This window comes from Gemmatirosa kalamazoonensis (assembly GCF_000522985.1).
GTDB lineage: Bacteria > Gemmatimonadota > Gemmatimonadetes > Gemmatimonadales > Gemmatimonadaceae > Gemmatirosa > Gemmatirosa kalamazoonensis.
The window spans coordinates 474850-500724 of the sequence record NZ_CP007130.1 but is presented as its reverse complement, the minus strand read 5'-3'; the positions used below and the strand labels follow the sequence as shown (position 1 = coordinate 500724).

17 protein-coding genes and 1 pseudogene are annotated in these 25875 nt (G+C 73.1%); 12 read left to right on the top strand and 6 right to left on the bottom strand.

Translation table 11 applies throughout. The features are described 5' to 3' along the window. Positions 1 to 5: 5 nt before the first annotated feature. Together J421_RS34230 and J421_RS33280 are read left to right on the top strand one after the other, a co-directional pair. A complete protein-coding gene (locus J421_RS34230; RefSeq protein WP_025414805.1) occupies positions 6 to 3833 on the top strand; it encodes a DUF4011 domain-containing protein in 3828 nt (1275 codons plus the stop codon). Beyond that, positions 3803 to 4750 carry a DUF3320 domain-containing protein gene (locus J421_RS33280; RefSeq protein WP_236646404.1) on the top strand — a complete coding sequence of 316 codons (948 nt, stop codon included), beginning with the start codon at positions 3803 to 3805 and terminating at the stop codon, positions 4748 to 4750. The genes J421_RS34230 and J421_RS33280 overlap by 31 nt, the downstream gene beginning before the upstream one ends. A gap of 6 nt (positions 4751 to 4756) precedes the next feature. Here J421_RS33280 and J421_RS29890 read toward each other — a convergent pair whose 3' ends face one another. Further along, positions 4757 to 5431 (bottom strand): uracil-DNA glycosylase, encoded by a 675-nt coding sequence (locus J421_RS29890; protein ID WP_025414803.1) that lies wholly within the window; start codon positions 5429 to 5431, stop codon positions 4757 to 4759. A 343-nt stretch (positions 5432 to 5774) separates the two neighbouring features. Beyond that, positions 5775 to 6368, bottom strand: a complete 594-nt coding sequence (locus tag J421_RS29885; RefSeq protein WP_025414802.1) for a hypothetical protein — start codon at positions 6366 to 6368, stop codon at positions 5775 to 5777. A 156-nt stretch (positions 6369 to 6524) separates the two neighbouring features. On the opposite strand from J421_RS29885, the gene menC reads away from it, so the two are divergent. Next, positions 6525 to 7661: an o-succinylbenzoate synthase gene (gene menC, locus J421_RS29880; RefSeq protein ID WP_104023610.1), complete on the top strand. Its 1137-nt coding sequence runs from the start codon at positions 6525 to 6527 to the stop codon at positions 7659 to 7661. Continuing rightward, on the top strand, positions 7661 to 8881 hold the full coding sequence (locus tag J421_RS29875) for a M20 metallopeptidase family protein (protein ID WP_025414800.1): 1221 nt from the start codon (positions 7661 to 7663) through the stop codon (positions 8879 to 8881). Before menC ends, J421_RS29875 begins: the two co-directional genes overlap by 1 nt. A gap of 9 nt (positions 8882 to 8890) precedes the next feature. Here the strand turns inward: J421_RS29875 and J421_RS29870 are convergent, their stop codons facing one another. The 4 genes and pseudogenes from J421_RS29870 to J421_RS29855 all read right to left on the bottom strand — a co-directional run bounded on the left by J421_RS29870 (position 8891) and on the right by J421_RS29855 (position 13811). Further along, positions 8891 to 10507 (bottom strand): amidohydrolase, encoded by a 1617-nt coding sequence (locus tag J421_RS29870; protein WP_104023500.1) that lies wholly within the window; start codon positions 10505 to 10507, stop codon positions 8891 to 8893. Positions 10508 to 10721: 214 nt separating this feature from the next. Next, a pseudogene (locus tag J421_RS29865) lies at positions 10722 to 12824 on the bottom strand (ABC transporter permease); the annotation flags it as partial. After that, positions 12779 to 13456: a permease prefix domain 1-containing protein gene (locus J421_RS29860; protein ID WP_025414797.1), complete on the bottom strand. Its 678-nt coding sequence runs from the start codon at positions 13454 to 13456 to the stop codon at positions 12779 to 12781. The gene J421_RS29860 and the pseudogene J421_RS29865, both read right to left, overlap by 46 nt. Beyond that, positions 13449 to 13811, bottom strand: coding sequence for a PadR family transcriptional regulator (locus tag J421_RS29855; protein WP_236646399.1), 363 nt, complete (start codon positions 13809 to 13811; stop codon positions 13449 to 13451). Before J421_RS29855 ends, J421_RS29860 begins: the two co-directional genes overlap by 8 nt. Positions 13812 to 13905: 94 nt before the next feature. Here J421_RS29855 and J421_RS29850 point away from each other — a divergent pair, with 94 nt between their 5' ends. The 8 genes from J421_RS29850 to J421_RS29815 all read left to right on the top strand — a co-directional run bounded on the left by J421_RS29850 (position 13906) and on the right by J421_RS29815 (position 25763). Then, entirely contained in the window at positions 13906 to 15594 is a 1689-nt protein-coding gene (locus J421_RS29850; RefSeq protein ID WP_025414795.1) for a GMC oxidoreductase, read from the top strand. Continuing rightward, entirely contained in the window at positions 15594 to 16079 is a 486-nt protein-coding gene (locus J421_RS29845) for a gluconate 2-dehydrogenase subunit 3 family protein (RefSeq protein WP_025414794.1), read from the top strand. Before J421_RS29850 ends, J421_RS29845 begins: the two co-directional genes overlap by 1 nt. Then, positions 16048 to 17298: a Gfo/Idh/MocA family protein gene (locus tag J421_RS29840; RefSeq protein ID WP_312845264.1), complete on the top strand. Its 1251-nt coding sequence runs from the start codon at positions 16048 to 16050 to the stop codon at positions 17296 to 17298. The genes J421_RS29845 and J421_RS29840 overlap by 32 nt, the downstream gene beginning before the upstream one ends. After that, a complete protein-coding gene (locus J421_RS29835) occupies positions 17295 to 18080 on the top strand; it encodes a 6-phosphogluconolactonase (RefSeq protein WP_025414793.1) in 786 nt (261 codons plus the stop codon). The genes J421_RS29840 and J421_RS29835 overlap by 4 nt, the downstream gene beginning before the upstream one ends. A 1-nt stretch (position 18081) precedes the next feature. After that, positions 18082 to 19038, top strand: coding sequence for a 3-keto-disaccharide hydrolase (locus tag J421_RS29830; protein WP_025414792.1), 957 nt, complete (start codon positions 18082 to 18084; stop codon positions 19036 to 19038). A 294-nt stretch (positions 19039 to 19332) separates the two neighbouring features. After that, positions 19333 to 20463, top strand: coding sequence for a PLP-dependent cysteine synthase family protein (locus J421_RS29825; protein ID WP_025414791.1), 1131 nt, complete (start codon positions 19333 to 19335; stop codon positions 20461 to 20463). A 168-nt stretch (positions 20464 to 20631) separates the two neighbouring features. Continuing rightward, the gene (locus tag J421_RS29820) at positions 20632 to 23106 is read left to right on the top strand and encodes a hybrid sensor histidine kinase/response regulator (RefSeq protein WP_158508988.1); all 2475 of its coding nucleotides are present in this window, start codon (positions 20632 to 20634) and stop codon (positions 23104 to 23106) included. Continuing rightward, positions 23103 to 25763: a DUF6797 domain-containing protein gene (locus J421_RS29815; RefSeq protein WP_025414789.1), complete on the top strand. Its 2661-nt coding sequence runs from the start codon at positions 23103 to 23105 to the stop codon at positions 25761 to 25763. Before J421_RS29820 ends, J421_RS29815 begins: the two co-directional genes overlap by 4 nt. Positions 25764 to 25875: the final 112 nt, after the last annotated feature.

The following is a 25875-nucleotide window of genomic DNA, read 5'->3' as shown; positions in this document are numbered from 1 at the left end:
GTGGGATGACCGGTACCACCCAAGACCCGCGTCTCGCCGCCGCCGTCGCCGGCTGGCAGCGCGCCCTCCTCGACCTCACGAAGCGCAATCGCGCGCTCAACTTCCGGCCGACGCGCGTCTCCACCGTCGCGGTGGTCGACGAGCAGCCGGCGGAGATCTTCCGACGCCTCGTGCTGCGCGAGCAGCCGATGCGCTTCGCGGCGGCTCCCGAGCCGCCTAACGGCTCGCCGGCGGAGCCGCCGGCCGACGACGTCGACGTGCCGGCGCCCGAGTTCACGCCGTACGACCCGGCGACGCTCGACGCGCGGCAGACCGACGAGGTGCTGCAGACCGCGCTCGTGCCCGAGGCGCTCGACCACTCGCTCCGCCGGCTCGACGAGCAGGCCCGCCTCGCGATCGAGGAGCAGGGAGTGAACACGCTGTTCCTCGCGCTCGGCATGGTGCACTACACCGAAGCCGAGGCGAGCGACGTGACGCTGCGCGCGCCGCTGCTGCTCGTGCCGGTGGAGCTCACGCGGCGCAGCGCGCGCGCCGGGTATCAGCTGCGCGTCACCGACGACGATCCGCTCGTCAATCCGGCGCTGGCCGAGTGGCTGCGCCGCACGCACGACGTCGCGCTCCCCGAGCTGCCCGACGTCGAGGCGCTCGACGAGACGTACGACCTGCAGACGTGGCTCGCCGCCGTCGCCGCCACGATCGACGCGCGCGACGGGTGGTCGCTGAAGAACGACGTCGTGCTCGCGCTCTTCAGCTTCCAGAAGTTCGTGATGTACAAGGACCTCGAGCGCAACGCCGCGCCGATCGCGTCGCACCGCCTCGTGACGCAGCTGGTGACGCGCGCCGGGACCACCGACGACCACGTCGTGGGGCTGCCCGACGACGTGCGGCGCATGGACCTCGACGCCGAGTTCCCGCCGGAGCGCACGTACCAGGTGGTGGACGCCGACTCGAGCCAGCTCCGCGCGATCGCCGCCGTCGCCCGCGGCCACGATCTCGTCGTCGAGGGGCCGCCGGGCACGGGAAAGTCGCAGACGATCACCAATCTCATCGCCCGCGCGCTCGCCGCCGGCCAGTCGGTGCTCTTCGTGGCGGAGAAGATGGCGGCGCTGTCGGTCGTGCATTCGCGGCTCGTCGCCGCGGGGCTCGGCGAGTTCTGCCTGGAGCTGCACTCCACGAAGGCGAACAAGCGCGCGGTCATCCGCTCGCTCGGCGCCGCGCTCGACCGGTCGCTCGAGAGCGTGACCGCGGTGGCGGGGGCCGCGCAGCGGCTGCCAGCGGTGCGCGCGACGCTCGACGAGTACGTGGACGCGGTGCACACGCTCCACGGCGCCCTCGGCGCCACCCCGTTCGACGCGTACGGCGAGCTGGCGGTCGTGCGCGACGCGCCGCGCGTGACGTACACGGGGCCGATCGAGGGCGTGTCGCGCGCGCTGCTCGACGCCACGGTGCGGGATCTCGCGGACCTCGGTGCCGCCGCGGCGCCGATCGGGGTGCCGGCCGAGCATCCGTGGCGCGACGCATCGCGCCCGCTGTACACCGACGACGCGCTGCACACGATCGCCGCACTCGCGCGCGACCTCGCGGCGCGGCTCGATCGGCTCGTGTACGACGCGGGCGTCCTCGAGACGTCGTTAGGCCTGCCGCCCGTGCGCACGCTCGCCGACGTCGACGCGCTCGTCGCGATCGCCGACGTGCTCCGCCGCTCGCCGGGCGCGCCGGTGGCGGTGCTCGCGTCCGACCGATGGAACGCGGCGCCGCCGGAGGCCACGTCGCTCGTCGCGCGCGGGCGCGCCGCGGTCGCGCTTCGCGAGCGGCTGCTGGCGCGGCTCGCGCCCGAGGCGCTGGAGCGCGACCACGCCGAGGACGTGTCGTACGTGCGCCACAGGTCGGAGGGGATCCTGAGCTTTCTCGCGGTGCTCGACGGCCGCTGGCGCGGCATCCGCGCGCGGTGGACGCAGTACCGCCGCCCGGGCGTCGCGATGTCGATGGCGGAGCAGGCGGAGCTCATGGCGGACGTCGACCGGCTGCGCGCCGAGCGGTCGGCGCTCGCCGCTGCCGACGGCGCGTCGCTGTTCGGCGCGGCGTGGCGCGGCGAGGCGTCGGACTGGGACGCGCTCGACGCGTACGTGCGGTGGGTCACCGAGCTCCGCGCGCTCGCCGTGCGCCACGCGCTCGCGCCGCGCGTGCTGGAGCTCGCGGCGCGCGGTCCCGTCGACGTCGGCGCGGTGCTCGCGCTGCGCGACGCGGCGCGCGACGCGGTGACGGTGCTCGAGCGGCTGCGAGCCGAGGTGGGGTGGCCCGCGGACTACCTCGGCGCGGCGCCGATCGCGGAGATCGCGGGGCGCGCGGCGAAGCTGGCCGAGCACGTGGCGTTGGGCCCGCGGTGGGCGGCGTACGAGACGGCGCGGCGCGCGGTGGAGCGCGGGCTCGCCGCGGAGCTGCTCGGCGAGGTGACGTCGGGCGCGCTGCCCGCGCGCGACGCGGCGGCGGCGTTCCGGCGCGCGTTCTGGCTGCGGTGGCTCACCGCCGTCGTCACGCTGCGGCCGGCGCTGGAGCGGTTCTCGACGCTCACGCACGAGCAGCGCGTCGCGGAGTTCCGCGACCTCGACCGGCGCGTGTTCCGCGAGAACCAGGCGACGCTGGTGGCGCAGCTCCGCGAGCGGGTGCAGCAGCGGCTGCGCGAGGGCGAGGCGGCGCGCGGCATGCCGCTGCTGCGGCGCGAGCTGGCCCGCCAGCGCGGGCACGCGCCGCTCCGGAAGACGTTGGGCGAAGCGACGGCCGCGGTCCGCGCGATCAAGCCGTGCTGGATGATGTCGCCGCTCACCGTCGCGCAGTACCTGCCGGGCGAGCTGCCGACGTTCGACCTCGTGATCTTCGACGAGGCGTCGCAGCTCCCGGTGGAGGACGCGGTGGGCGCGGTGATCCGCGGCAAGCAGCTCGTCGTCGTCGGCGACCCGAAGCAGCTCCCGCCGACGAACTTCTTCGCCGCCTCGCTCGTCGACGACCACGAGCCGGCCGACGGCATGCCGGCGTACGAGGACGCCGAGAGCATCCTCGAGGAGTACATGGGCGCCGGCGTGCCGATGAGCCGCCTGCGCTGGCACTATCGGAGCGCACACGAGTCGCTCATCGCGTTCTCCAACGTCCAGTTCTACGAGGGCGACCTGTACACGTTCCCGAGCGTCGAGACGGACACCGAGACGCTCGGCCTTCGCTTCCAGTTCGTGGAGGGCGGCACGTACGAGGGGAAGGGGCTCAACATGGTCGAGGCGCGCGCCGTCGCCGACGCGGTGGTGGCGTTCGCGCGCGACCAGCTCGCGCGGAGCGCGCGCGGCGAGCGGCCGCTGTCGTTAGGCGTCGGCACGTTCAACCTCCGGCAGCAGCTCGCGATCCAGGACGAGCTGGAGCAGCGCCGCCGCGCCGACCCGTCGCTGGAGCCGTTCTTCGACCGCGGCGCCGCGGAGCCGTTCTTCGTGAAGAACCTGGAGAACATCCAGGGCGACGAGCGCGACGTCGTGTTCCTCAGCGTCACCTACGCGCGGAGCGCCGACGGGCGGCTGCGCTACAACTTCGGGCCGCTGAACGGCGACAACGGGTGGCGACGGCTCAACGTCATCACGACGCGCGCGCGCGCCGCCGCATGCTGGTGTTCGCGTCCATGCACGGCGACGACATCGACGCGACGACGCCGTCGCGCGGCGCGCAGCTGCTGCGCGAGTTCCTGCTGTACGCGGAGCGCGGCCGGCTGGAGAGCCAGTCGGCGAGCCGCGCCGCCGACGCGGAGTCGCCGTTCGAGCGCGACGTGCTGCGCGCGCTCGTCGACCGTGGGCTGACGGTCGTGCCGCAGGTCGGCGTCGCGGGCTATCGCGTGGACCTCGGCGTGCTGCACGACGCGGTGCCCGGACGGTTCCTGTGCGGCATCGAGTGCGACGGCGTCGCCTACCACGCCTCGGACACGGCGCGCGACCGCGACCGGCTGCGGCAGCAGGTGCTCGAGGACCGCGGCTGGACGATCCATCGCGTGTGGTCCACGGACTGGTTCAAGGACCGCGCGGGGCAGATCGAGCGGCTCCTCGCGCTCATCGCGGCGGATACGGCGGGCGCGGGTACGGCGGCAGCGTCGACGGCGGAGCCGGACGCGGCGGCGGGTACGGCGGAATCGGAGACGGCGAGGGCGGAGGCGGCGGCGTTAGGCGGGATGCCGCCATACGTGCGGCCGGCGGTCGTGCCGTACACGTTCGCGGCGGGGGAGGAGCGGTACGCCGACGACGACCTGCTCGCGGCGCCGGCGGAGCGGCTGCGCGACGCGGTGCGCGACGTCGTGATCGCGGAGGCACCCGTGCACGACGACGACCTCGTGGCGCGCGTGGCGGGGATGTGGGGGACGCGGGTGGGGTCGCGCATCGAGGCGCGCATCCGCGACGCGGCGGCCGCCGCGGAGCGTGCGGGCGCGGTGCGGCGGCGCGGCGCGTTCTGGTGGGGCCCCGCCGACGCGGTCGCCGTCCGCTCGCGCACCGGCACGCGCATCCCGGCCGAGCGCATCGCGCCGGAGGAGTACCAGGAGGCGGTGCGCCTCGTGCTCGCGGGCGGCCACGCGCTGCCGCGCGAGCAGCTCGTCACCGAGGTCCGCGCGCTGCTCGGCTTCGCGCGCACCGGCCCCGCGCTCGAGGACGCGATCGGCGGCGCGATCGACGCGCTGCTCGCCGGTGGGGAGCTCGGCGAGGCGGCCGCCGGGATCAGGAAGCGTTAGGCAGCGTCAGTCGAGCCGCCAGTCGATCGGCTTCACGCCGGCCGCCTCGAGCGCCGCGTTCGCGCGCGAGAACGGCCGCGTGCCGAAGAAGCCCTTGCCGCGCGTGAGCGGCGAGGGATGCGCGCCGGTGATGACGGCGTGCCGCTCGGTGTCGACGAGCGGGATCTTCTTCTGCGCGTACGCGCCCCAGAAGATGAACGCGACGCGCGTCGACTTCTCGTTCACGGCGCGGATCACGGCGTCGGTGAACCGCTCCCAGCCCTTGTTCTTGTGCGAGTTCGGCGCGCCGGCGCGAACCGTCAGCACCGCGTTCAGCAGCAGCACGCCGTGCTCCGCCCACGGCACGAGCGAGCCGTCCGTCGGCGCGGGCACGCCGAGGTCGGCGACGAGCTCCTTGAAGATGTTGCGCAGCGACGCGGGGATCGGCTTGCCCGGGCGCACCGAGAACGCGAGGCCGTGCGCGACGCCGGGCGTGGGGTACGGATCCTGGCCGAGGATCAGCGCCTTCACGGCCCGCTTCGACGTGAGCTCGAGCGCCGTGAACACCTCGTCCTTCGGCGGGCAGACCTCGTGCGCGGCGCGCTCCGCGTCGACGAACTCGGCGAGCGCCTCGTAGTACGGCTGCTCGGTCTCGTGGCGGAGCGTGGGCTGCCAGGACTTCGGGATGGGCGGAAGCGGCATGTTTGAGGGAGCGGCGGGACGCCTGACTGCGGGACACCTGACGGCGGGACGCCTGACGGCGGGACGCCTTACTGCGGGACGCCTTACTGCGGGACGCCTTACTGCGGGATGGATACGGCGGGACGGAAGCGGCGGGATGCGTACGGCCGAATCCGATCGGCGTCGGATTGATACAGTGGCGCGATCGCCGTCTAGCACCTTGGGCGAAGGGGGGGGAGCCCCCCTGGGACCTAGGTACGCACGGCCCCGCGGTATTCGTCCCGCCGTGGATCGTCCCGCCGTTGGACGTCCCGCCGTGAGACGTCCCGCAGGAAGACGTCCCGCCGTCAGGTGTCCCGCCGCCTCACATCTTCGGCACGAGCATGATGTGCGCCTTCGGCGTCCCCGGGAACATGATCCACGGCGCCCCCTGCACCGGCCGCTCGCTGATCCCCGTCGTCAACGCGGTCGCGTACGGGATGTAGATGACGTACAGCGGGTTCGCGCCGGGCGCCGTGCCGGTCGCGGCGTCGAAGTGGCCGCCGGTCAGCGTGTAGAGCGCGCCGCGGTCGGGCATCTTGAGCTTCCCGCTCTGCACCTCCGCGAAGCGCACCGTGTCGACGCGCCCCCCGGTGACGCCCGACGCGCGCAGCTCGCGCCCGCGCGCCATGAACGGCTCCAGCGCCCGGTGGTAGCACGCAACGTGGAACTGCGCGACCTTCGGGTCGGGCGCGAGGCAGTTGAACGGGCCGGCGCCCGTGCGCAGCGTCGTTAGGCGGCCGTCGGCGCCGTAGCCGAGCACCGTGGCGTCGGTGCGGAACTCGGTCGGCAGCGGGAGCACCGCGGCGGCGATCTGGTCGGCGGCGGGGAGCGCCGTCTGCGCGGACGCGTCGCGCGCACCGACGATGGTGGCAGCGGCGAGCGGGAGGAGCGCGGCGGTGTGGCGGAGGCGCGGCATGGGAGGTCTCGGGAGTGGGTCGGGGCGGGCGCCGGAAGGTTGCCGCGCGGGGCGACGCCACGCCAGGGCACGTGGCGGGTGGCGACGCGCGATGATTGATTGCGTGCGGCGCATCCCGCGCCGCGCATCCCGCGCCGCGTGCCTCCCGAGCCGCCCATGCCTAACGTTCCCGAGATTCGCGTCGCGCGCCTCACGCTGCGCGAGATCCACCTCCCGCTCCGCGAGCCGTTCCGCATCTCGTCCGGGGTGATGGCCGACCGGCGCATCCTGCTGCTCGAGCTCGAGGAGGCCGACGGCGCGCGCACCTGGAGCGAGTGCGTCGCCGACGCGCTGCCGAACTACTCGCCGGAGACGATCGACACCTGCTGGCTCGCGATCACCGAGTGGATCGCGCCGCGCGTGCTCGGGGCCGCGTTCGCGCACCCGCGCGACATCTGGCCCGTGCTCGACCGCGACATCCGCGGCCACCAGATGGCGAAGGCGGCGCTCGAGATGGGCTGCTGGGCGCTCGCCGCGGAGAAGGAGGGCGTGCCGCTCGCGCGCCTGCTCGGCGGCACCCGCGACTGGATCGAGACCGGCATCTCGCTCGGCATCCAGGCGAGCCCCGAGGCGCTCGTCCAGCGCGCCGCGGCCGCGGTGGCCGAGGGCTACCGCAAGGTGAAGCTGAAGATCGAGCCGGGGCGCGACGTCGCGTACGTGCGCGCGGTGCGCGAGGCGCTTCCCGACGCGCCGCTCATGGCCGACGCGAACAACGCGTACACGCTCGCCCAGGCCGACGTGCTGCAGCAGCTCGACGCGTTCGGCCTCATGATGATCGAGCAGCCGCTCGCGCACGATGACCTGCTGCGCCACGCCGCGCTGCAGAAGCAGCTTGCGACGCCGGTGTGCCTCGACGAGACGATCACGAGCGTGGACCGCGCGGAGGACATGCTCGCGCTCGACGCGGGCCGCATCATCAACATCAAGCCCGGGCGCGTCGGCGGCTTCACGCAGTCCATCGCGATCCACGACGTGTGCGCGCGGAGCGGCGTGCCGGTGTGGTGCGGCGGCATGCTGGAGAGCGGCGTCGGCCGCGCCTACAACGTGGCGCTCGCGTCGCTGCCGAACTTCACGAAGCCCGGAGACCTCAGCCCGAGCGCGCGCTACTGGGCCCGCGACGTCGTCGACCCCGAGTGGACCATGGACGCCGACGGCCGTGTCCGCGTCCCGCTCGACCGGCCGGGAATCGGCGTCACGGTGAACATGGATCGCGTCGACGCGCTCACGGTACGCACGCTCACGTTAGGCGTCTGATGACCATTCCGTCGACCGGCCTGCCGATCGTTCCCGACGCCGTGGCGCCGCTGTTCGCGCCGGCGCTCGCCGCCGACCTCGTGGCGCTCCGCCGTGACCTGCACCGGCACCCCGAGCTGTCGTGGCGCGAGACGCGCACGGCCGGCGCGCTCGAGGCGGCGCTGCAGATGCTCGGCGTGGGCGGTGCGCGGCGGGTGCTCGACACAGCGGTCGTCGCGCGCGTGCCGGGACGCGTGCGCGGCGCGCCGGTCGTCGCGGTGCGCGGCGACATCGACGCGCTGCCGATCAGCGAGGCGACGGGGCTCGCGTTCGCGTCCAGCGTCGACGGCGTGATGCACGCCTGCGGGCACGACGTGCACGCGACGTGGGCGGTCGGCGCCGCGGCGCTGCTCCGCGCGACACCGGCGCACGGCGACGTGCTCGTCGTGCTGCAGCCGGCGGAGGAGATGGGGCAGGGGGCCGAGCGCGTCGTCGCGAGCGGAGCGCTGGACGAGGCGCGCGCGATCTTCGGTGCGCACGTGGATCGGCGCTTCGAGGTGGGACAGGTCGTCGCCGACGTCGGGCCGGTGAACGCGTCGACGGACTCGTTCGACATCGAGCTCGTGGGCGCGGGCGCGCACGGCGCGCGGCCGCACGAGTCGGCGGACCCGGTCGTCGCGCTCGCGGCGATCGTGACCGCGATCCAGACGCTCGTCGCCCGCCGCCTCGACCCGGCGCTCCCCGGCGTCGTCACGGTCGGCGCGGTGCACGCCGGCTCGGCGCCTAACGTCATCCCCGAGCGTGCGACGCTCGCCGGCACGGTGCGCGCCACGCTGCCGGCTGCGCGCGCGCTGCTCACCGAGGAGCTGCGGCGCCTCACCGAGAGCGTCGCCGCGGCATATGGCTGCACCGCGACGGTGACGTTCAAGGACGGCACGCCACCGGTGGTGAACGAGCCGCGCGCCACGATGTGGGCGCGCGAGGCGGCCGAGCGCGTGCTCGGCGGCGCGGCGCTCGTGCCGTTCGGCACCACGAACATGGGCGGCGAGGACTTCGCGTTCTACCTCGAGAAGATGCCCGGCTGCTTCATGCGCGTCGGCGCGCGGGAGCCGGGCGGGGAGCGCATCGCCGCGCACTCGCCGCGCTTCTACGCCGCCGAGGAGAGCCTGTTCATCGGCGCCGCCGTGCTGGCCGAGGCGGCACGCGTGGCGTCGGCGGCGCTGGCGGAGACGGCCGCGTAGCTGCGTCGCTCACGGCACCGTCGTCGGCGCCCCGCACGATCCGTCGGCGCGCCTGACGGTCGGGTAGGACACGCCCAACTGCTGCAGATAGGTCTCGTACTTCGACGGATCGTAGTAGAACGGGCGCATCGCGTCGCGGTACCGGCCCATGATGTCGCGATTGAGCTCCACGGCCGGCTCGTCGGTCGGCCGCACGAACGGCGCGTACTTGATCGTCTTCGTCTGCACGTCGCGGAAGTAGCTCCACGCGTCGCGCACGAGCTGCGGCCTGCCCAACACGTCGAGCATCGTCATCGCCTGCACCTTCGCGCCCGCGGTCGCGCCCTTGTGCGCGATCGGCGTCGCCATCGCGATCGCGTTCGCCCAGTTGTGCCCGGGCAGGTTCGGGATGTTCGACGGGTAGGAGAGCACGACGGTCGGGACGTTCCACGAGATGTCGCCGATGTCGTCCGAGTAGCCGGCGGTACGCTCGGCGTCGGTGAGCGCGTGCGTCTGCTGCGGCGTGAGCACCGTGTCGAGCCCCTGCTCGGGGACCTTGATCTCGCGCTGCACGCCCTTCGCGAGCGCCTGGTCGGCGGCGTCCCACTTCGGCAGCCCGACCGCCTTGATGTTCTCGTACATCGCCTCGGCGATCGGCCGGTTGAAGTGGCCGGGCCACGCCGAGCCGAGGATGCGCACGCTCGCGAGCTTGGTGCCCGTCATCATCGCCGCGCCCTGCGCGATCTCCATCCCGGTGTCGAACAGCTCCTGCACGTGCGGGCCGTCGAGCTCGCGGAAGTAGTACCACGTCGACGCGGTGGCCGGCACGACGTTCGGCTGGTCACCGCCGTCCTTGATGACGTTGTGCGAGCGCTGCGACGGGCGCAGGTGCTCCCGGCGGAAGTTCCAGCCGACGTCCATGAGCTCCGCGGCGTCGAGCGCGCTGCGGCCGCGCCACGGCGCCGCGCCGGCGTGCGCGCTCTGCCCCTGGAACGAGAACACCGCGGAGATGTTCCCCGTGCCGGGGAAGTCGCCGTAGCTCACGCTCATGTTGTTCGCGACGTGCGCGAACAGCACGACGTCGGCGTCCTTGTACATGCCCGCGCGCACGAAGTACGCCTTCGCGCCGCCGAGCTCCTCGGCGACCCCGGGCCAGATCTGGATCGTGCCGGGCAGATGCTCGCGCTGCATGAGCGCGCGCACGGCGAGGGCCGCGGTCACGTTTACGGCCTGGCCGGCGTTGTGCCCCTCGCCGTGCCCGGGCGCGCCCGGCACCATCGGCTCGCGGCAGGCGACGCCGGGCTTCTGCGACGCCTGCGGGATGTCGTCGATGTCGGCGCCCAACGAGATGAACGGCTTGCCGCTCCCCCACGTCGCCACCCACGCGGTGGGGATCCCGGCGACACCCTCGGTGACGGTGAAGCCGGAGTCGCGCAGCAGCTTCACGAGATACTTCGACGTCTCGACCTCCTGGAACCCCAGCTCGCCGTAGCTGAAGATCTGATCGGTCATCTGCTGCGTGAACTTCCGCCGCGCGTCGACGTCCTGCGCGACGGCCTTCTTGTACGCGGCGAGCTTCGCGGCGGGGATCTGCGCGGCGGCGGGCGTCGCGAGGGCGAGAGCGAGGATCGTTAGGCGGGCGCGCATCGGGATCTCGGGGCGAGAGTGCCCTTGGAGATAGATTCCGCGCGGTCGCGTGGCAAGGCGCGGCCATCAGGACTCCACGTACGAGTGTGCGTTGGACTGAAGAAGGACTGAAGGAGGACTGAAGAAGGACACTTGAGAGGTTCCTTCTTCAGTCCTCCTTCAGTCCTTCTTCAGTCCTAGTGAAACACGTACGTGGAGTCGTCCGAGGCGCACCTCACTCCGCCCGCAGCGCGACCACCGGATCCACGCGCGTCGCCCGCCGCGCCGGCAGGTACGCCGCCGCGAGCGACACGAGCCCCAGCACGAGCGCGACCGCGACGAGCGTGAGCGGATCGCCCGGCGACACGCCGAAGAGCTGGCTCCGCAGCAGCCCCGTCGCGGGGATCGCCGCCGCGAGGCCTAACGCCGCGCCGATCGCCGCCAGTCGGCCCGCCTCCACGAGCACCTCGCGCAGCACCGACGACTGCCGGGCGCCGAGCGCCATGCGGACCCCGATCTCGCGGGTGCGGCGCGAGACCGAGTACGCCATCGCGCCGTAGAGCCCGACCGCGGCGACGAGCAGCGCCAGCGCGCCGTACGCGCCCACCATCGTCGCCGCGGTGCGCTGCGCGCCGATCGACTCGTCGAGCCGCTCGGCCAGCGTCTGCACCGCGTAGACCGGCAGGTCGGGGTCGAGATCGTGCACCAGGCGGCGCACCGGTTCGCGGAGCGCGCCCGGGTCGCCGGCCGTGGCGAGGTGCAGCGTCATCGGCGACAGGTACGACTGCGCGAACGGTAAGTAGAGGAAGGGACGCGGCGGCTCGAGCAGCGAGCGGTACTTCGCCGCGCGCACCACGCCGACCACCTCGAGCGGCGCGCCGTCGCGACCACGGCGGAACTGCTTGCCGATCGGGTTCTCGCCGGGCCACAACGCGCTCGCCACCGCGTCGTTCACGACCGCCACCGCCGGTGCGCCGTCGCGGTCGGCGTCGGTGAAGCCGCGGCCGCGCGTGATCGTCATGCCCATCGTGCGGAAGTACGCCGGGTCGACGGCGTTCATGTCCGTCTTGAGCCCCTCGACCTCCGGCGCGGGCACGACGTCGGCGCGGAAGATCCGCGTGTCCCACCCGCCGCCGCCTAACGGGATCATGTACGCCAGGCTCGCCGCGCGCACACCGGGCAGCCCCGCGGCGCGCCGCGCGAGCTCGGTGTAGAACCGCCGCCCGCGCGCCTGGTCGTAGCCCTGCAGCTCGACGTCGACGCGGGCGACGAGCACGCGGTCCGTCGCGAAGCCCGGGTCCACCGCGTGGAGCCGGCCGAGCGTACGGAGGAAGAGCCCCGCGGCGGCGAGCAGCACGAGCGAGAGCGCGAGCTGACCGACCAGCAGCGCGCCCCGCGCCCGCGAGCGTGCGTCGCCGCTGCCGGGCGCGCCCGCCTTCAGCGAGCCGACGAGATCCACGCGCGACGCGCGCCACGCCGCCGGGAGCCCGAACAGCAGCGCGCTCACGAGCGCGACCGCCGCCGTGAAGGCGAGCACGCTCGGGCTCGGGATCGCGTCCACGTGCAGCTCGTTGTCGACGAACACCGGCAGCCGCCCGACGAGGCTCGCCGTCCATGCGCCGAGCGCGAGCCCCGCGATGCCGGCGAGCGTCGCGAGCAGCAGTCCCTCGGCCAGCAGCTGGCGCACGAGGCGGCCGCGGCTCGCGCCGAGCGACGCGCGCAGCGAGATCTCGCGCTGGCGGGCGCTCGCGCGGGCGAGCAGCAGGTTCGCGACGTTCGCGCACGCGATGAGCAGCACGAGCGCCACCACGCCGAACAGCACGCCGGTGAACGCGCGCGCCTGCTGCCGCGAGCCGGGGTCGAAGCCGATGCCAGCAACCACCGTCGCGCCGCGCCCGTGGTTCGACTCCGGGTACTGCGTCTCGAGCCGCCGCGCGATGCCCCGCAGCTCCGACTCCACCGCGGGAAGCGGCACGCCTGCCGCGCGGCGCCCGAACAGCTGGAGCCACACCGCGTCGCGCTGACCGAGCATGCGATCCCAGCCGCGGATCTGCCCCGTCATCGCGAGCGGCACGAACAGCTCGACCGGGTCGTCGCGCTGCACGCCGATGAAGCCGCGCGCGGCGACGCCGACGACGGTGAACGGGTGCGCGTTCAGGATCACCGTGCGGCCGATGACGCGCGGATCGCCGCCGAAGCGCCGCTGCCACAGCCCGTGCCCGAGCACGACGACCGGATGCGCGTTAGGCGCGCCGTCCTCCTCGGGGAGGAACGTGCGGCCGAGCGCGGGCGTCATGCCGAGGACGCGGAAGAAGTCGCCCGAGACGAGCGCCGCGCGCGCGCCCGGTCGCTCGCGCCCCCGGTGCTGAGGTGCACGGCGAGTGGGTCGTACGCGGCGACGCCGGCGAGCGTGCGCGCGCTCGCCTGGTAGTCGCGGAAGTCGGGATACGAGAACGTGTCGAACCCCTGTCCCTCCTGCGTGCGCCCGATGAGCACGAGCTCCGCCGGGTGCGCGACCCCGGGCATGGGGCGGAGCAGGAGCGAGTCGACGATGCTGAACACCGTCGTGTTCGCGCCGATGCCGAGAGCGAGTGTCGCGACGGCCACCGCGGTGAACCCCGGCGACCGGCGCAGCAGCCGCACGCCGATGCGGACGTCGGCGAGGAAGCCGCGCACGCCGCCGCCGCCGGAGCGGGCGCCTAACGGCACGGGCTCGGCGCGATGCGCCACCGAGGCGCGCAGACGGCGCGGGAGCTGCTCGTCGTCGCCGAGCTCCGCGAGCGCGCTCGCGCGCGCGGCGGCGTCGGTGGCGCCGCGGCGGCGCGCCTCGTCGTAGTGGTCGTCGAGATGTTGGCGCAGCTCCTCGGCGACCTCCGCCTCGTCGGCGGCGGCGAGTCGCGCGTCGGCGAGGTGGGCGCGGATCGCGTCACGCCAGTCGGGGCGATCCGACGCGGGACGAGGCTCAGGCATACTCCACCCCCGCGAGCTGGCCGACGGCGCGCACGAAGTCGGCCCACTCGCGGCGTTGGGCGCGGAGCTGTCGCTTGCCTTCGGCGGTAATGTGGTAGTAGCGGCGGCGCCGCTGGCCGGGCTTCTCCACCCAGCGTCCCTCGATCCAGCCGTCGCGCTCGAGGCGGTAGAGCAGCGGGTAGAGCGACGCCGCGTGGATGTGGACGACGCCGCGCGACTGCGCATCGAGGAGCTTGGAGAGCTCGTAGCCGTGGCGCGGCTGGACCTCGAGCAGCGCGAGCACGAGCAGCGGCGTGGTCCCCTTCTTCAACTCGTCGACGAGCATCGCGACGACCTCGTTGTGTGGAAGTGCCACATATATGGGTTCCACGGTCCGGGGCGTCAATGGCCATTCGTCACGGCGCGGCACCCTGCTGGCCGCTCCGCGCGCGCGCGCGTACGTTGCCGCCATGCCCGACACCACCTACGACGCCATCGTCGTCGGCTCCGGCATCTCCGGCGGCTGGGCGGCGAAGGAGCTGTGCGACCACGGCCTCAAGACGCTCGTCCTCGAGCGTGGCCGCCTCGTGACGCACCTGAAGGACTATCCCACGATGAACCTCGCGCCGTGGGAGCTGCCGCATCGCGGCGCCACGCCGCGCAAGCTCGTGGAGCAGAACCCGCTCATCTCCAAGGCCGCCGGCTACGGCGAGGACACGGCGCACTTCTTCGTGAAGGACGCCGACCATCCGTACGTGCAGGAGCGGCCGTTCGACTGGGTCCGCGGCTACCAGGTCGGCGGCAAGTCGCTCATCTGGGGGCGCGCGTGCCAGCGGTGGAGCCGCCACGAGTTCGTCGCGCCGGAGACGCTCGGCTACGGCGTGAACTGGCCCATCGGCTACGACGACGTCGCGCCGTGGTACTCGCACGTCGAGCAGTTCATCGGCGTCTGCGGCAACGCGGACCATCTCGACGCGATGCCCGACGGCGAGTTCCTGCCGCCGTTCGATCTCGACTGCGCGCAGGCGCACTTCCGCGACGCGCTCGCTGCGAAGTACACCGACCGCCACGTCGTCCAGGGCCGCTGGGCGCACCTGTCGCAGCCGAAGGCGATCCACCTGCAGCAGGGGCGCGGCACGTGCCAGGCGCGCAACCTGTGTATGCGCGGCTGTCCGTTCGGCGGCTACTTCAGCTCCAACGCGTCGACGCTGCCGTGGGCCGCGAAGACGGGGAACCTCACCGTGCGGCCGCACTCCGTCGTGCACTCGGTGCTGTACGACGAGCGCACGGGTCGCGCGTCGGGCGTGCGCGTGATCGACGCCGAGACGCACGCCGTGCACGAGTTCCGCGCGCGCGTGATCTTCATGAACGCGTCGGCGCTGAACACGAACCTGGTGCTGCTGAACTCCACGTCGTCGCGCTTCCCGCACGGGCTCGGGAACGACCATGGCGTGTTGGGCCACTACGTCTGCCACCACAACTACCGCGCCGAGGCGGGCGGGCGGCTCGAGGGGATGTTCGAGGACAAGTACTACTTCGGCCGCAACCCGACCGAGGCGATCCTCGTGAACTTCCGCAACCTCGGCAAGCAGGACACCGACTTCGTCGGCGGCTACACGACGTTCGTCGACGGCTACCGCGAGCGCGGCGCACCGACGACGGAGACGGTGGGCGCCGCGTACAAGGACGCCCAGACGCACCCCGGCCCGTGGGGGATCTACATGTACCTCCAGGGCGAGACGATCCCGAAGTTCGACAACCACGTGCGCCTGCACGAGTCGAAGACGGACCAGTGGGGGATCCCGCTGCTCGTCACGTCGGTGGGCTACGACGACAACGACGAGCGCATGATCAAGGACTGGTTCACGCAGTCGCAGGAGATGCTCGCCGCCGCCGGCGCGACGAAGATCTGGACGCACGACAAGCGGTGGAACCCGGGGCTCGACATCCACGAGATGGGCGGCTGCCGCATGGGCCGTGATCCGAAGACGTCGATGCTGAACGCCTGGAACCAGCTCCACGCCGTACCCAACGTCTTCGTCACCGACGGCGCGTGCATGACGTCGACCGGCAACCAGAGTCCGAGCATTCTCTACATGGCGCTCACGGCGCGCGCGGCGAACCACGCGGTGGACGAGATGAAGAGGCGCTCCCTGTGATGAACCGACGAGAGGCCGTCAAGCTCGCGCTGGTGGGCGGCGCGGTCGCCGCGTGCGCGCGCGAGACGGCGCCGGCGGACGACGACGCATTGCTGGAGTCGATCGCCGACACGCTGCTCCCCGACACCCCGTCGTCGCCCGGCGCGAGGGCCGCGGGCGCGAAGGCCGGCATCCACCTGCTGCTCGCCGACTGCTACGACGCCGCCGCGCAGCGCAAGGTGGCCGACGGGCTGCGCGACTTCCGCGCCCGGCACGCCGGCTTCGCGTCGCGGCCGCAGGCCGAGCGCGAGCGGATTCTTCGCGACGTCGACGCCGAGGCGAAGCGCGCCGGCGACGCGCACTGGTTCCACCTCGCGCGCGAGCTGGCGAACCGCGCCTACTTCTCGTCCGAGATCGGCATGACGCGCGCGCTGCGGTTCACGATGATCCCCGGCAAGTGGGTGGGATGCACCGATCTCGCCCCCGGGCAGCCCGCGTGGGGATGAACGACGAGCTGCGTGGCTGCGTGGCTGCGTAACGGCCCAACGTGCCCACGCAGCCACGCAGCCACGCAGCCACGCAGCACCTACTCTCACCACGAGCACTCATCCACATGTCCCGTGTTCGTATCGGGATCGTCGGCTCGCGCTTCCAGGCCGACTGCATCGCGGGCTCGGTGAAGATGATCCCCGACGAGGCGGAGGTCGTCGCCGTCGCGTCGCCCACGCCGGGGAACGCGGAAGACTTCGCGCGCGCCGCTACGGCATCGCCGCGCACTACGCCGACTACCGCGACCTGCTGCGCGACCCGAACGTCGAGCTGGTGTCGATCACCGCGCCGAACTACCTGCACGCCGAGATCACCGTCGCCGCGGCGGCCGCGGGGAAGCACGTCGTGTGCGAGAAGCCGCTCTGCGTCACGCTCGAGGAGGCCGACGCGATGCTCGACGCGTGCGCGAAGGCGGGCGTGCTGCTCCTGTACGCCGAGGAGCTGTTCTTCGCGCCGAAGTACGTGAAGGCGAAGCGCATGGCCGACGAGGGCGCATTCGGACGCGTGCATCTCGTGAAGCAGGGCGAGAAGCACAACGGTCCGCACGCCGACTGGTTCTGGGACGTGGACCGCTCCGGCGGCGGCGCGCTCATGGACCTCGGCTGCCACGGGATCGCGTTCTGCTGGTGGTTCCTCGGCAAGCCGAAGGTGAAGAGCGTGTACGCGCAGCTCTCCACGCAGGTGCACGGCGCGCGCACCGCCGGCGACGACGAGGCGCTGTGCATCATGGAGTTCGAGGGCGGCGCGGTCGGCGTCGTGGAGAACTCGTGGACGAAGCCCGGCGGCATGGACGACTCCGTCGAGGTCTTCGGCGACAAGGGGCAGTGCTACGCCGACCTGCTCATGGGCAACGCGCTGCCGACATACTCCGAGGCCGGCTTCGGCTACGCCGTGGAGAAGGCGTCGCTCACCACGGGCTGGTCGTATCCCGTGTTCGAGGAGCACTGGAACTACGGCTTCCCGCAGGAGATGCGGCACTTCGCGCGGTGCGTGCGCGGGCTCGAGACGCCGATCGCCGACGGCGAGACGGGGCGCGTCGTGCAGGAGGTGCTCTACGCCGCCTACGCCTCCGCGGGACTCGGCCGCAAGATCGCGATGCCGTTCCGGCCGACGGGGATCGTGAAGCCGATCGATCTCTGGAAGAAGCCGGAGCTGGCGGAGGCCGCGCTCGCGTGAGCCGCACGCCACTGCGCATCCTGCCGACCCCCGAGGCGATCGGCGAGGACCTCGGCGAGCGGCTGCTCGCGCGCATCGAGCAGGCGCGCCTGGCGGGCCGCCGCTTCGTGCTCGGCTGCCCGACGGGGCGCACGCCGCGGCCGATCTTCTCGGCCATGGCGCGCCGGCGCGCGGAGACGGGGCAGGACGTCGGCCACCTCGTGCTGGCACTGATGGACGAGTACCTCGTACCGCGGGGTGACGCGCTCGCGCACGCCTCGGCCGAGTCGCCGTGGTCGTGCCATCACTTCGCGCGGCACGAGATCGCCGGGCCGTTAGGCGTGTCCGACGACGCGGTGTGGTTCCCGGATCCGCGCGATCCCGCGGCCTACGACGCACGCCTCGCCGACGCGGGAGGGATCGACTTCTTCCTGCTCGCGTCGGGCGCGAGCGACGGGCACGTCGCGTTCAACCCGCCCGGCAGCCCGCGCGACAGCCGTACGCGCGTCATCCCGCTCTCGGAGGAGACGCGCCGCGACAACCTGCAGACCTTTCCCGCGTTCGGCACGCTCGACGCTGTGCCGCACCACGGCGTGAGCGTCGGCGTGGACACGATCGTCTCGTCGCGCGCGGCGTCGATGGTCGTGTGGGGTGCCGGCAAGCGCCTCACGCTGTCGCGTATGTTAGGCACCGACCGCTACGACCCGTCCTGGCCCGCCACGCTGATCCACGAGTGCGCCGAGCGCGAGATCGTCGCCGACGCGGCGGCCGCGGCGGGCCTCACCCGAGAGGAGTCCATCTGACATGTCATCCTCGTTCGCACGTCGCACGCTGCCGTTCGTCGCGCTCGTCGCCGCGGCCATCCTGGGCGGAGCGACGGACGCCGCCGCGCAGCACAGCGAGGCGCCGATCATCGGCCGCTGGGACTTCACGCTCGCCACGCCGAACGGCAGCGCGCCGTCGTGGCTCGAGGTGATGCCGTCCGGCAACGGCACGCTCGTCGGCCGCTTCGTGGCCATCGTCGGCAGCGCGCGGCCGGTGAGCCGCGTGGAGTTCGCGAACGGCACGGTGCGCTTCGCCATCCCGCCGCAGTGGGAGCGCGGCACCGGCGACCTGCGCGTCGAGGGCACGCTCGCCGGCGACAAGCTCACCGGCACGCTCACCATGCCCGACGGCCAGAGCATGAGCTACACCGCGGTGCGCGCGCCCGATCTCGTGCGACCCACGCCGAAGTGGGGCACACCGATCGCGCTGTTCAACGGCAAGGACATCACCGGCTGGTCGGCGCGCGGCGAGAACAAGTGGCACGTCGCCGACGGTGTGCTGACGAACGGCGGCGGCGGCGCGAACCTCGTCACGAACCGGAAGTTCGACGACTTCAAGCTGCACGTCGAGTTCCGCTACCCGAAGGGGAGCAACAGCGGCATCTACCTGCGCGGCCGCTACGAGGTGCAGATCGAGGACAGCGAGCGCCGCACGATCCCGCACGTCGACGAGGTGGGCGGCGTCTACGGCTTCCTCGCGCCGATCGAGGACGCGGCGCGCGCGCCCGAGGAGTGGCAGACGTACGACATCACGCTCGTCGGCCGCCGCGTCACCGTCGTCCTGAACGGCAAGACCGTCATCGCCGACCAGCTCATCCCCGGCCCCACCGGCGGTGCGCTGGACGCGAACGAGGGCGAGCCGGGGCCGATCTACCTGCAGGGCGATCACGGGCGGGTCGACTTCCGCAAGATCGTCCTGACGCCGGCCGTCCGTTAGGCGCGCCGAGCGGGGGTCCACGTACGTGTTTATGGAGGACTGAAGAAGGACTGAAGAAGGACTGAAGAAGGACCAACAGCTCTGTTGGTGTTTCCTTCTTCAGTCCTCCTTGAGTCCTTCTTCAGTCCCACACGAACCCGTACGTGGAGTCCGGGAGGCGCGCAGCCGAGACCGCTGCGGCTGCTCACAGGGACGCTGGCCGAGCGAGCCCGCGCGGGCCATACTCTCCGCGAGAAACCGCCGGCGCCGCGCCGGCGGGCCCCGGGTCCCTCCTTTCACCGGCAGCGTACGCCCATGACCAGATACGCCAACATCCTCGAGACCATCGGCCACACGCCGGTGGTGAAGGTGAGCAAGCTCGCGCCGCCAGGGGTCGACCTCTACGTCAAGATCGAGGCGTTCAACCCGCTCGGCTCGGTGAAGGACCGTCTCGCGCTCGGCGTCATCGAGGCCGCGGAGCGCGACGGCACGTTGAAGCCGGGCCAGACCGTCATCGAGGCGACGAGCGGCAACACCGGCATCGGCCTCGCCATGGTGTGCGCGCAGAAGGGCTACCCGCTCGTCGTCACGATGGCGGAGTCGTTCAGCGTCGAGCGCCGGAAGCTCATGCGCTTCCTCGGCGCGAAGGTCGTGCTGACGCCGGCGCCCGCGGGGGGCATCGGCATGGTGAAGAAGGCGATCGAGCTCGCCCAGGCGCACGGCTGGTTCCTCACGCGGCAGTTCGAGAACGAGGCGAACGCCGACTTCCACTCGCGCACCACCGCGCGCGAGATCGTCGACGACTTCGCCGGCCAGCGGCTCGACTACTGGGTGACGGGCTTCGGCACCGGCGGCACGCTGAAGGGCGTCGCGCGCGTGCTCGAGAAGGAGCGTCCCGAGACGAAGGTCGTGCTGGCCGAGCCGGCCGACGCGCCGATGGTCGGCAGCGGCTCCGCGCAGGAGCGGAACCCCGACGGCTCCGGCGCATCGCGCCATCCCGCGTGGAAGCCGCACCCGATCCAGGGGTGGAGCCCCGACTTCATCCCGAAGCTCACCGGTGACGCCCTTGGCGCCGGGCACGTCGACCAGGTGATCCCGGTGCCCGCGCCGGAGGCGATGCAGTGGAGCCGGCGGCTCGCGCGCGAGGAGGGGATCTTCGTCGGCATCTCGGCGGGCGGCACGTTCGCCGCGGCGATGAAGGTCGCGCAGGAGGCGCCGCAGGGATCGACGATCCTCTGCATGCTCCCCGACACGGGCGAGCGGTACCTCACGACGCCGCTGTTCGGCGACATCGGCATCGACATGACCGACGACGAGCGCGCGGTGCTGGCGTCGACGCCGATGTACGCCGACTTCGTGCCGACCATGCCCGCCCCGCCGGCGCCCGTCGCCGCGCCGCCCGGCGCCGGCGTGGCACCGCCCGCGCCGGCCACCGCGCCGCGCTAGGCGCGCGTTAGGCAGCGCCCGCATCCGGCCGGCGGTCCCCGTCACGGGGGTCGCCGGCCGTTCGCGTGGAGATCGGCTTTGCGGGGGGCGTGCCCCGGCCGCATGTTGTCGGGCGCCTCTCCGGGAGGCCCCCGTCGCCCCGACCTCCAGAGCCCCCCGCTCGTCATGGTGCTGCCGCACACTCCGCCGTCCGCCCCCACGTACGACCCGCCGTCCGACGGCCGCGGCGCCGAACAGAAGCTGCGCGAGCGCGAGCAGCAGATGGACCTGCTGGAGCAGATCGCGGGGCTCGGGAGCTGGGAGATCGACCTCGCGACCGACGGCATCCGGTGGTCGCGCGAGCTGCGGCGCATCCACGGCGTCGACGAGACGACCGCGCCGCGCACGCACTCGGAATTCATGGCGATGGTGCACCCCGACGACCGGGCGACCATCGACGCGGCGATGTCGGAGCTGGCCGCGGGCGAGCCGGTTACCGTGGACTTCCGCATCGTGCGCCCGGACGGCGAGGTGCGGCTGCTGCAGGCGCGCGGCAAGCTCGTACCCGGCCCCGACGGCGCGCTCACCCGCGTCATCGGCACGTCGCTCGACGTCACCGAGCGGCGCGGCACCGAGCTCGCGCTGCGCGCGTCCGAGGAGAGCTACCGCGCGATCTTCCAGGGCGCGTCGGACGCGATGTTCCTGCACGACATGACCACCGGCGCGGTGCTCGAGGTGAACGAGGCCGCGTGCGAGCTGATGGGCTACTCCGCGGACGAGTTGAAGACGATCGGCCTCGAGGGCCTGACCGACGCCGACGCGGGCTACACGACCGAGCGCGCGTGGGGCTACGCGACCCGCGCGCTCGCCGGCGAGCCGCAGCGCTTCGAGTGGCTGTCGCGGCACAAGGACGGCAGCCCGGTGTGGTCGGAGATGACGCTGCGCCGCGTCACCATCCGCGGCGTCGACCGCATCCTCGCCATGGCGCGCGGCATCAACGACCGCAAGGCCGCCGAGGCCGCGCTGCGCCGCGCGTACGAGGAGCTGGAGCGCCGCGTCGCCGAGCGCACCGCGGAGCTGGCGGCGAGCAATGCCGCGCTGGCCGAGGAGATCGCCGAACGCAAGGAAGCCGAGCGTGCGCTGAGCGAGCGCGAGGAGCACTTCCGTCGCATCATCGAGAACACGAGCGACTGGGTGATGATCTGCGACCCGACGGGCGCGCTCACCTACGTCGGCCCGTCGGCGGAGCGGATGCTCGGCTACAAGCCGGAGGAGGTGCTCGGCTTCCGCCCGCCCGACATGACACATCCCGACGACGCGCAGAAGCTCGTCGACGCGCTGCGATGGGTGGCCGAGCATCCCGGCCAGGTGATCACGGTGCCGGCACGCGTGCGCCACAAGGACGGGAGCTGGCGCGTGTTCGAGTACATGGGACGCACGCTCGCGCCCGACTCGTTCGCGGAGGGCGCCATCGCGTTCGCCCGCGACATCACCGAGCGCACGCAGGCCGAGGAGGCGCTCGCGCGCGCGAAGGAGGAAGCCGAGCGCGCGAACCGCGCGAAGAGCGAGTTCCTGTCGCGCATGAGCCACGAGCTGCGCACGCCGATGAACTCCATCCTCGGCTTCGGCCAGCTGCTCGCGCGCAACGAGCTGCCCCCGACGCAGGCGAAGTCGGTACAGCACATCCTGAAGGCGGGGCGCCACCTGCTGAGCCTCATCAACGAGGTGCTCGAGATCTCGCGCATCGAGGCCGGACGCGAGCGGTTCTCGCTGGAGCCGGTCGCGTTAGGCCCGGTGCTCGGCGAGGTGCTCGGGCTCGTGCGGCCGCTGGCGCAGCAGTGCGGCGTGGAGCTGCGCGAGGGACGCTGGCCCGACGGCGCGTGGGCGCAGGCCGATCGCCAGCGGCTCGCGCAGGTGCTGCTCAACCTCCTGTCGAACGCGATCAAGTACAACCGACGCGGCGGCCACGTGCGCATCGTCGCGGCGCGCGATGACGGGCGGTGGGCGGTGCGCGTGGAGGACGGCGGCAGCGGCATTCCCACCGACCGTGTCGACCAGCTCTTCACGCCGTTCGCGCGGCTCGGCGCCGAGCAGACGGAGATCGAGGGGACCGGGCTCGGGCTCGCGCTGTCGAAGCGGCTGTGCGAGGCGATGGGCGGCGGGCTCGCGCTCGAGTCCACGGGGCCGGAGGGCAGCGTGTTCCGCGTCGACCTCGCCGTCGCCGCCGATCCGATGCGCACGTTCGACGAGACCGGCGGGCACGCGGTCGTGCAGGCGCCGCATCGCGAGGCGACGCTGCTCTACGTCGAGGACAACCTCGCGAACCTGAGCCTCGTCGAGACGATCCTGCTGTCGCGTCCCGGCTGGCGCACGATCCCCGCGCTGCAGGGACAGCTCGGCGTCGCGCTCGCGCGCGAGTACGTGCCCGACGTCGTGCTGCTCGACCTGCATCTGCCCGACATCCCCGGCGACGAGGTGCTGCGCCGGCTGCGCGCCGATCCGCGCACGGCGTCGATCCCGGTGATCGTGGTGAGCGCCGACGCGACGCCGGCGTCGCTGGAGCGGCTGCGCGCGTCGGGCGCCGACGCCTATCTCACGAAGCCGCTCGACGTCGACGAGTTCCTCCGCGCCGTCGAGCGGTTCCTGCCCGCGGTGCGGCCGTGACGCGCGCGTGGCGGTGGGGCGCCGCCGCGCTGTTAGGCACGGCGGCGTTCGCGCGCAGCGACGATCCGTTCGCGCCGTTCGTGGAGCCCGGCTTCCCGTTCATCGTCTCCACGGTCGACGCGGGGAAGCTCGGCCCCGCGTTCCCGACGCGGAACCTCGGCGTGCGCTGCGTGATCGTGATGCTGGGCAACGACGCGTACGCGTGCTTCGACACCGACCTGCTGCGCGTCGCGGCGGCGTGGCACGGCGGCTTCGTGTCGATGACGACGATGGCGCAGGTGTCGTATCAGCAGCCGGGGAACAAGAACAACGCGATCCCGCGCGTGTTGGGCACGCCGATCGTCGCGACGGGCGTGTACCCGGGCTGGAACCCCGGCGCCGACTTCGCCGATCCGCGGCCCCCCGGCCCGAACCCCGACGCCGTCGGCCGTGGGCCGATCGCGCCCGAGCGCGGACGATGGAACGGCGTCTACGTCGCGGGACGCGAGGCCGTGCTCTCGTACACCGTCGCCGGCACCGAGGTGCGCGAGCAGCTCGGCAGCGCGGCGGTGGGCGGACAGGTCGCGCTCACGCGCACCGTGCGCACCGGCGCCGCGCGGCAGCCGCTCACGCTCGTCGTCGCCGACGTGGTGGGCGGCACGGACGCCGCGGTGCTCGGCGACACGGCGCTCGTGTTCCAGGGCCCGGCGCGCGACACGGTCACCGCGGTGAGCGTCACCGGCGCGCCTGACGGCGCGGCGCTCGCCGTCGAGCACGGGCGCCACGTCGTGCTGCGCATCCCCGCCGGCGCGGGGGGCACGTTCCGTGTCACGGCGTGGCGAGGCGCCGCGGCGGCGCGCGGCGCGCTCGCGTCGCTGCTCGCCGCGCCGGTGCGGATGGCCGAGCACGAGCGCGGCGGACCGGCGCACTGGCCGGCCGTCGCGACCACCCACGGCGTCGCCGCGCCCGACAGCGCGGATTACGTCCTCGACCGGCTCACGCTCCCGCTGCCGAACGCGTGGCGGCGCAACGTGCGCGTCGCGGACCTCGACTTCTTCGCCGACGGTCGCGCCGCGGTCGTCACGTTCGAGGGCGACGTGTGGATCGTGTCGGGGATCGACCGCGGGCTCGCGCGGCTGTCGTGGCGCCGCTTCGCGTCTGGGCTGTACGAGCCGCTCAGCATCGCCGTCGTGCGGGACACGATCTACGTGCACGATCGGCAGGGGCTCGTACGGCTGCGCGACCTGAACGGCGACGGCGAGGCCGATTTCTACGAGAACTTCACCAACCTCACCGCGCAGTCGGGCGAGTCGCGCGAGTTCCCGTTAGGCATGGGCGCGAAGCCGGGCGGCGGCTTCTACCTCGCGATCGGCGGCGCGCTCGACCTCGGCCCGAAGACGTCGGCGGCGATCATGCCCGGCTTCCGCGCCGGCTCGGGGCAGGCGGGCACGGTGCAGGAGGTCTCGGCCGACGGCCGCAGCATCCGCGCGTTCGCCACGGGGCTGCGCGAGCCGATCATCGGCGTCGATCCGCGCACCGGCGCGATCGCGGCGTCGGACCAGCAGGGCAACTTCGTGCCGTCGACGCCGGTGTTCCTGCTGCGCGACGGCGGCTACTACGGCGTGCCCGCGACCGCGCACCGCGCCGACCCGCCGCCGCCGGAGACGCCGGTGCTGTGGATCCCGCACGAGGTCGACCAGTCGGGCGCCGGCGAGGTGTTCGTGCGCGGCGACCGGATGGGATTCGGCGGCGACGCGCTCGTCCATCTCTCGTACGGCCGCCCGGGCCCGTTCCGCGTCTACGTCGACACGACGCGCTCCGTGGTGCAGGGCGCGCTCGTCGCGCTCCCCGGCGACTACCGCGCGCCGACGCTGAAAGGCCGCACGGGCCCCGACGGACAGCTCTACCTCGCCGGCTTCAGCGTGTGGGGCTCGAAGGCGACGGAGGTGTCGAGCCTCGTGCGGCTCCGCTACACCGGGCGGCCGAGCCGGCTGCCGACGGCGGTCCGCGCCGGCGCGCAGGGGATCGTCGTGCGCTTCGCGACGCCGCTCGACGCCTCGGTGGCCGGCGACGCGGCGCGCTACACGCTGAGGCGGTGGAACTACGTGCGCAGCTCCGACTACGGCTCGGGGCACTACAAGCTCGATGGCACCGCGGGCGAGGAGACGCTCCCCGTCGCCGCGCGCGTGTCGGGCGACGGGCGCGCGCTGCTGCTCGTCGTGCCGCGCATGCGCCCGGCGATGCAGATGCAGCTCGGCTACGACCTCCGTGCGCGCGACGGCACGCGGCTCCGCGACACGCTGTGGCTCACGGTGAACGCGACGGACACGCTCGACCTGAACGGCGCGGGGTTCCGCGGCGTCGACTGGCGCGCGCTCGCGCGGCGCGCGGACGCGGCGCCGACGGTGGGGGCGGTGCCTAACGGATCGGCCACGGCGGCGCTCGGGGCCCGGCTCTACCGCGAGAAAGGGTGCGTCGGTTGCCACTCGGTGGACGGCACGACCGCGGGCAAGACGGGGCCGACGTTCAAGGGGCTGTACGGCGCCACGGTGCCGCTCGCGAGCGGCACGAGCGCGCGCGCGCGGACGACGCGTACCTCCGCCGGTCGATCCTGGACCCGACGGCGGACATCGTGCGCGGCTTCGAGCCGGGGATGCCGTCGTTCCGGGGGGTGCTGAGCGACGTGGAGGTGGCGTCGCTCGTGCGCTACATACGATCGTTAGGCACGGCGTCCCGTTGAGGAGGCCTCGTGAGCGACGCCGGGGACACCAGAGCGACACCGGAGCGCGG

Coding starts and splice junctions, on each gene's coding strand:
- J421_RS34230 (WP_025414805.1), top strand. CDS start 6: ATGACCGGTACCACCCAAGACCCGCGTCTCGCCGCCGCCGTCGCCGGC.
- J421_RS29890 (WP_025414803.1), bottom strand. CDS start 5,431: ATGCCGCTTCCGCCCATCCCGAAGTCCTGGCAGCCCACGCTCCGCCAC.
- J421_RS29885 (WP_025414802.1), bottom strand. CDS start 6,368: ATGCCGCGCCTCCGCCACACCGCCGCGCTCCTCCCGCTCGCCGCTGCC.
- menC (WP_104023610.1), top strand. CDS start 6,525: ATGCCTAACGTTCCCGAGATTCGCGTCGCGCGCCTCACGCTGCGCGAG.
- J421_RS29875 (WP_025414800.1), top strand. CDS start 7,661: ATGACCATTCCGTCGACCGGCCTGCCGATCGTTCCCGACGCCGTGGCG.
- J421_RS29870 (WP_104023500.1), bottom strand. CDS start 10,507: ATGCGCGCCCGCCTAACGATCCTCGCTCTCGCCCTCGCGACGCCCGCC.
- J421_RS29860 (WP_025414797.1), bottom strand. CDS start 13,456: ATGCCTGAGCCTCGTCCCGCGTCGGATCGCCCCGACTGGCGTGACGCG.
- J421_RS29850 (WP_025414795.1), top strand. CDS start 13,906: ATGCCCGACACCACCTACGACGCCATCGTCGTCGGCTCCGGCATCTCC.
- J421_RS29845 (WP_025414794.1), top strand. CDS start 15,594: ATGAACCGACGAGAGGCCGTCAAGCTCGCGCTGGTGGGCGGCGCGGTC.
- J421_RS29830 (WP_025414792.1), top strand. CDS start 18,082: ATGTCATCCTCGTTCGCACGTCGCACGCTGCCGTTCGTCGCGCTCGTC.
- J421_RS29825 (WP_025414791.1), top strand. CDS start 19,333: ATGACCAGATACGCCAACATCCTCGAGACCATCGGCCACACGCCGGTG.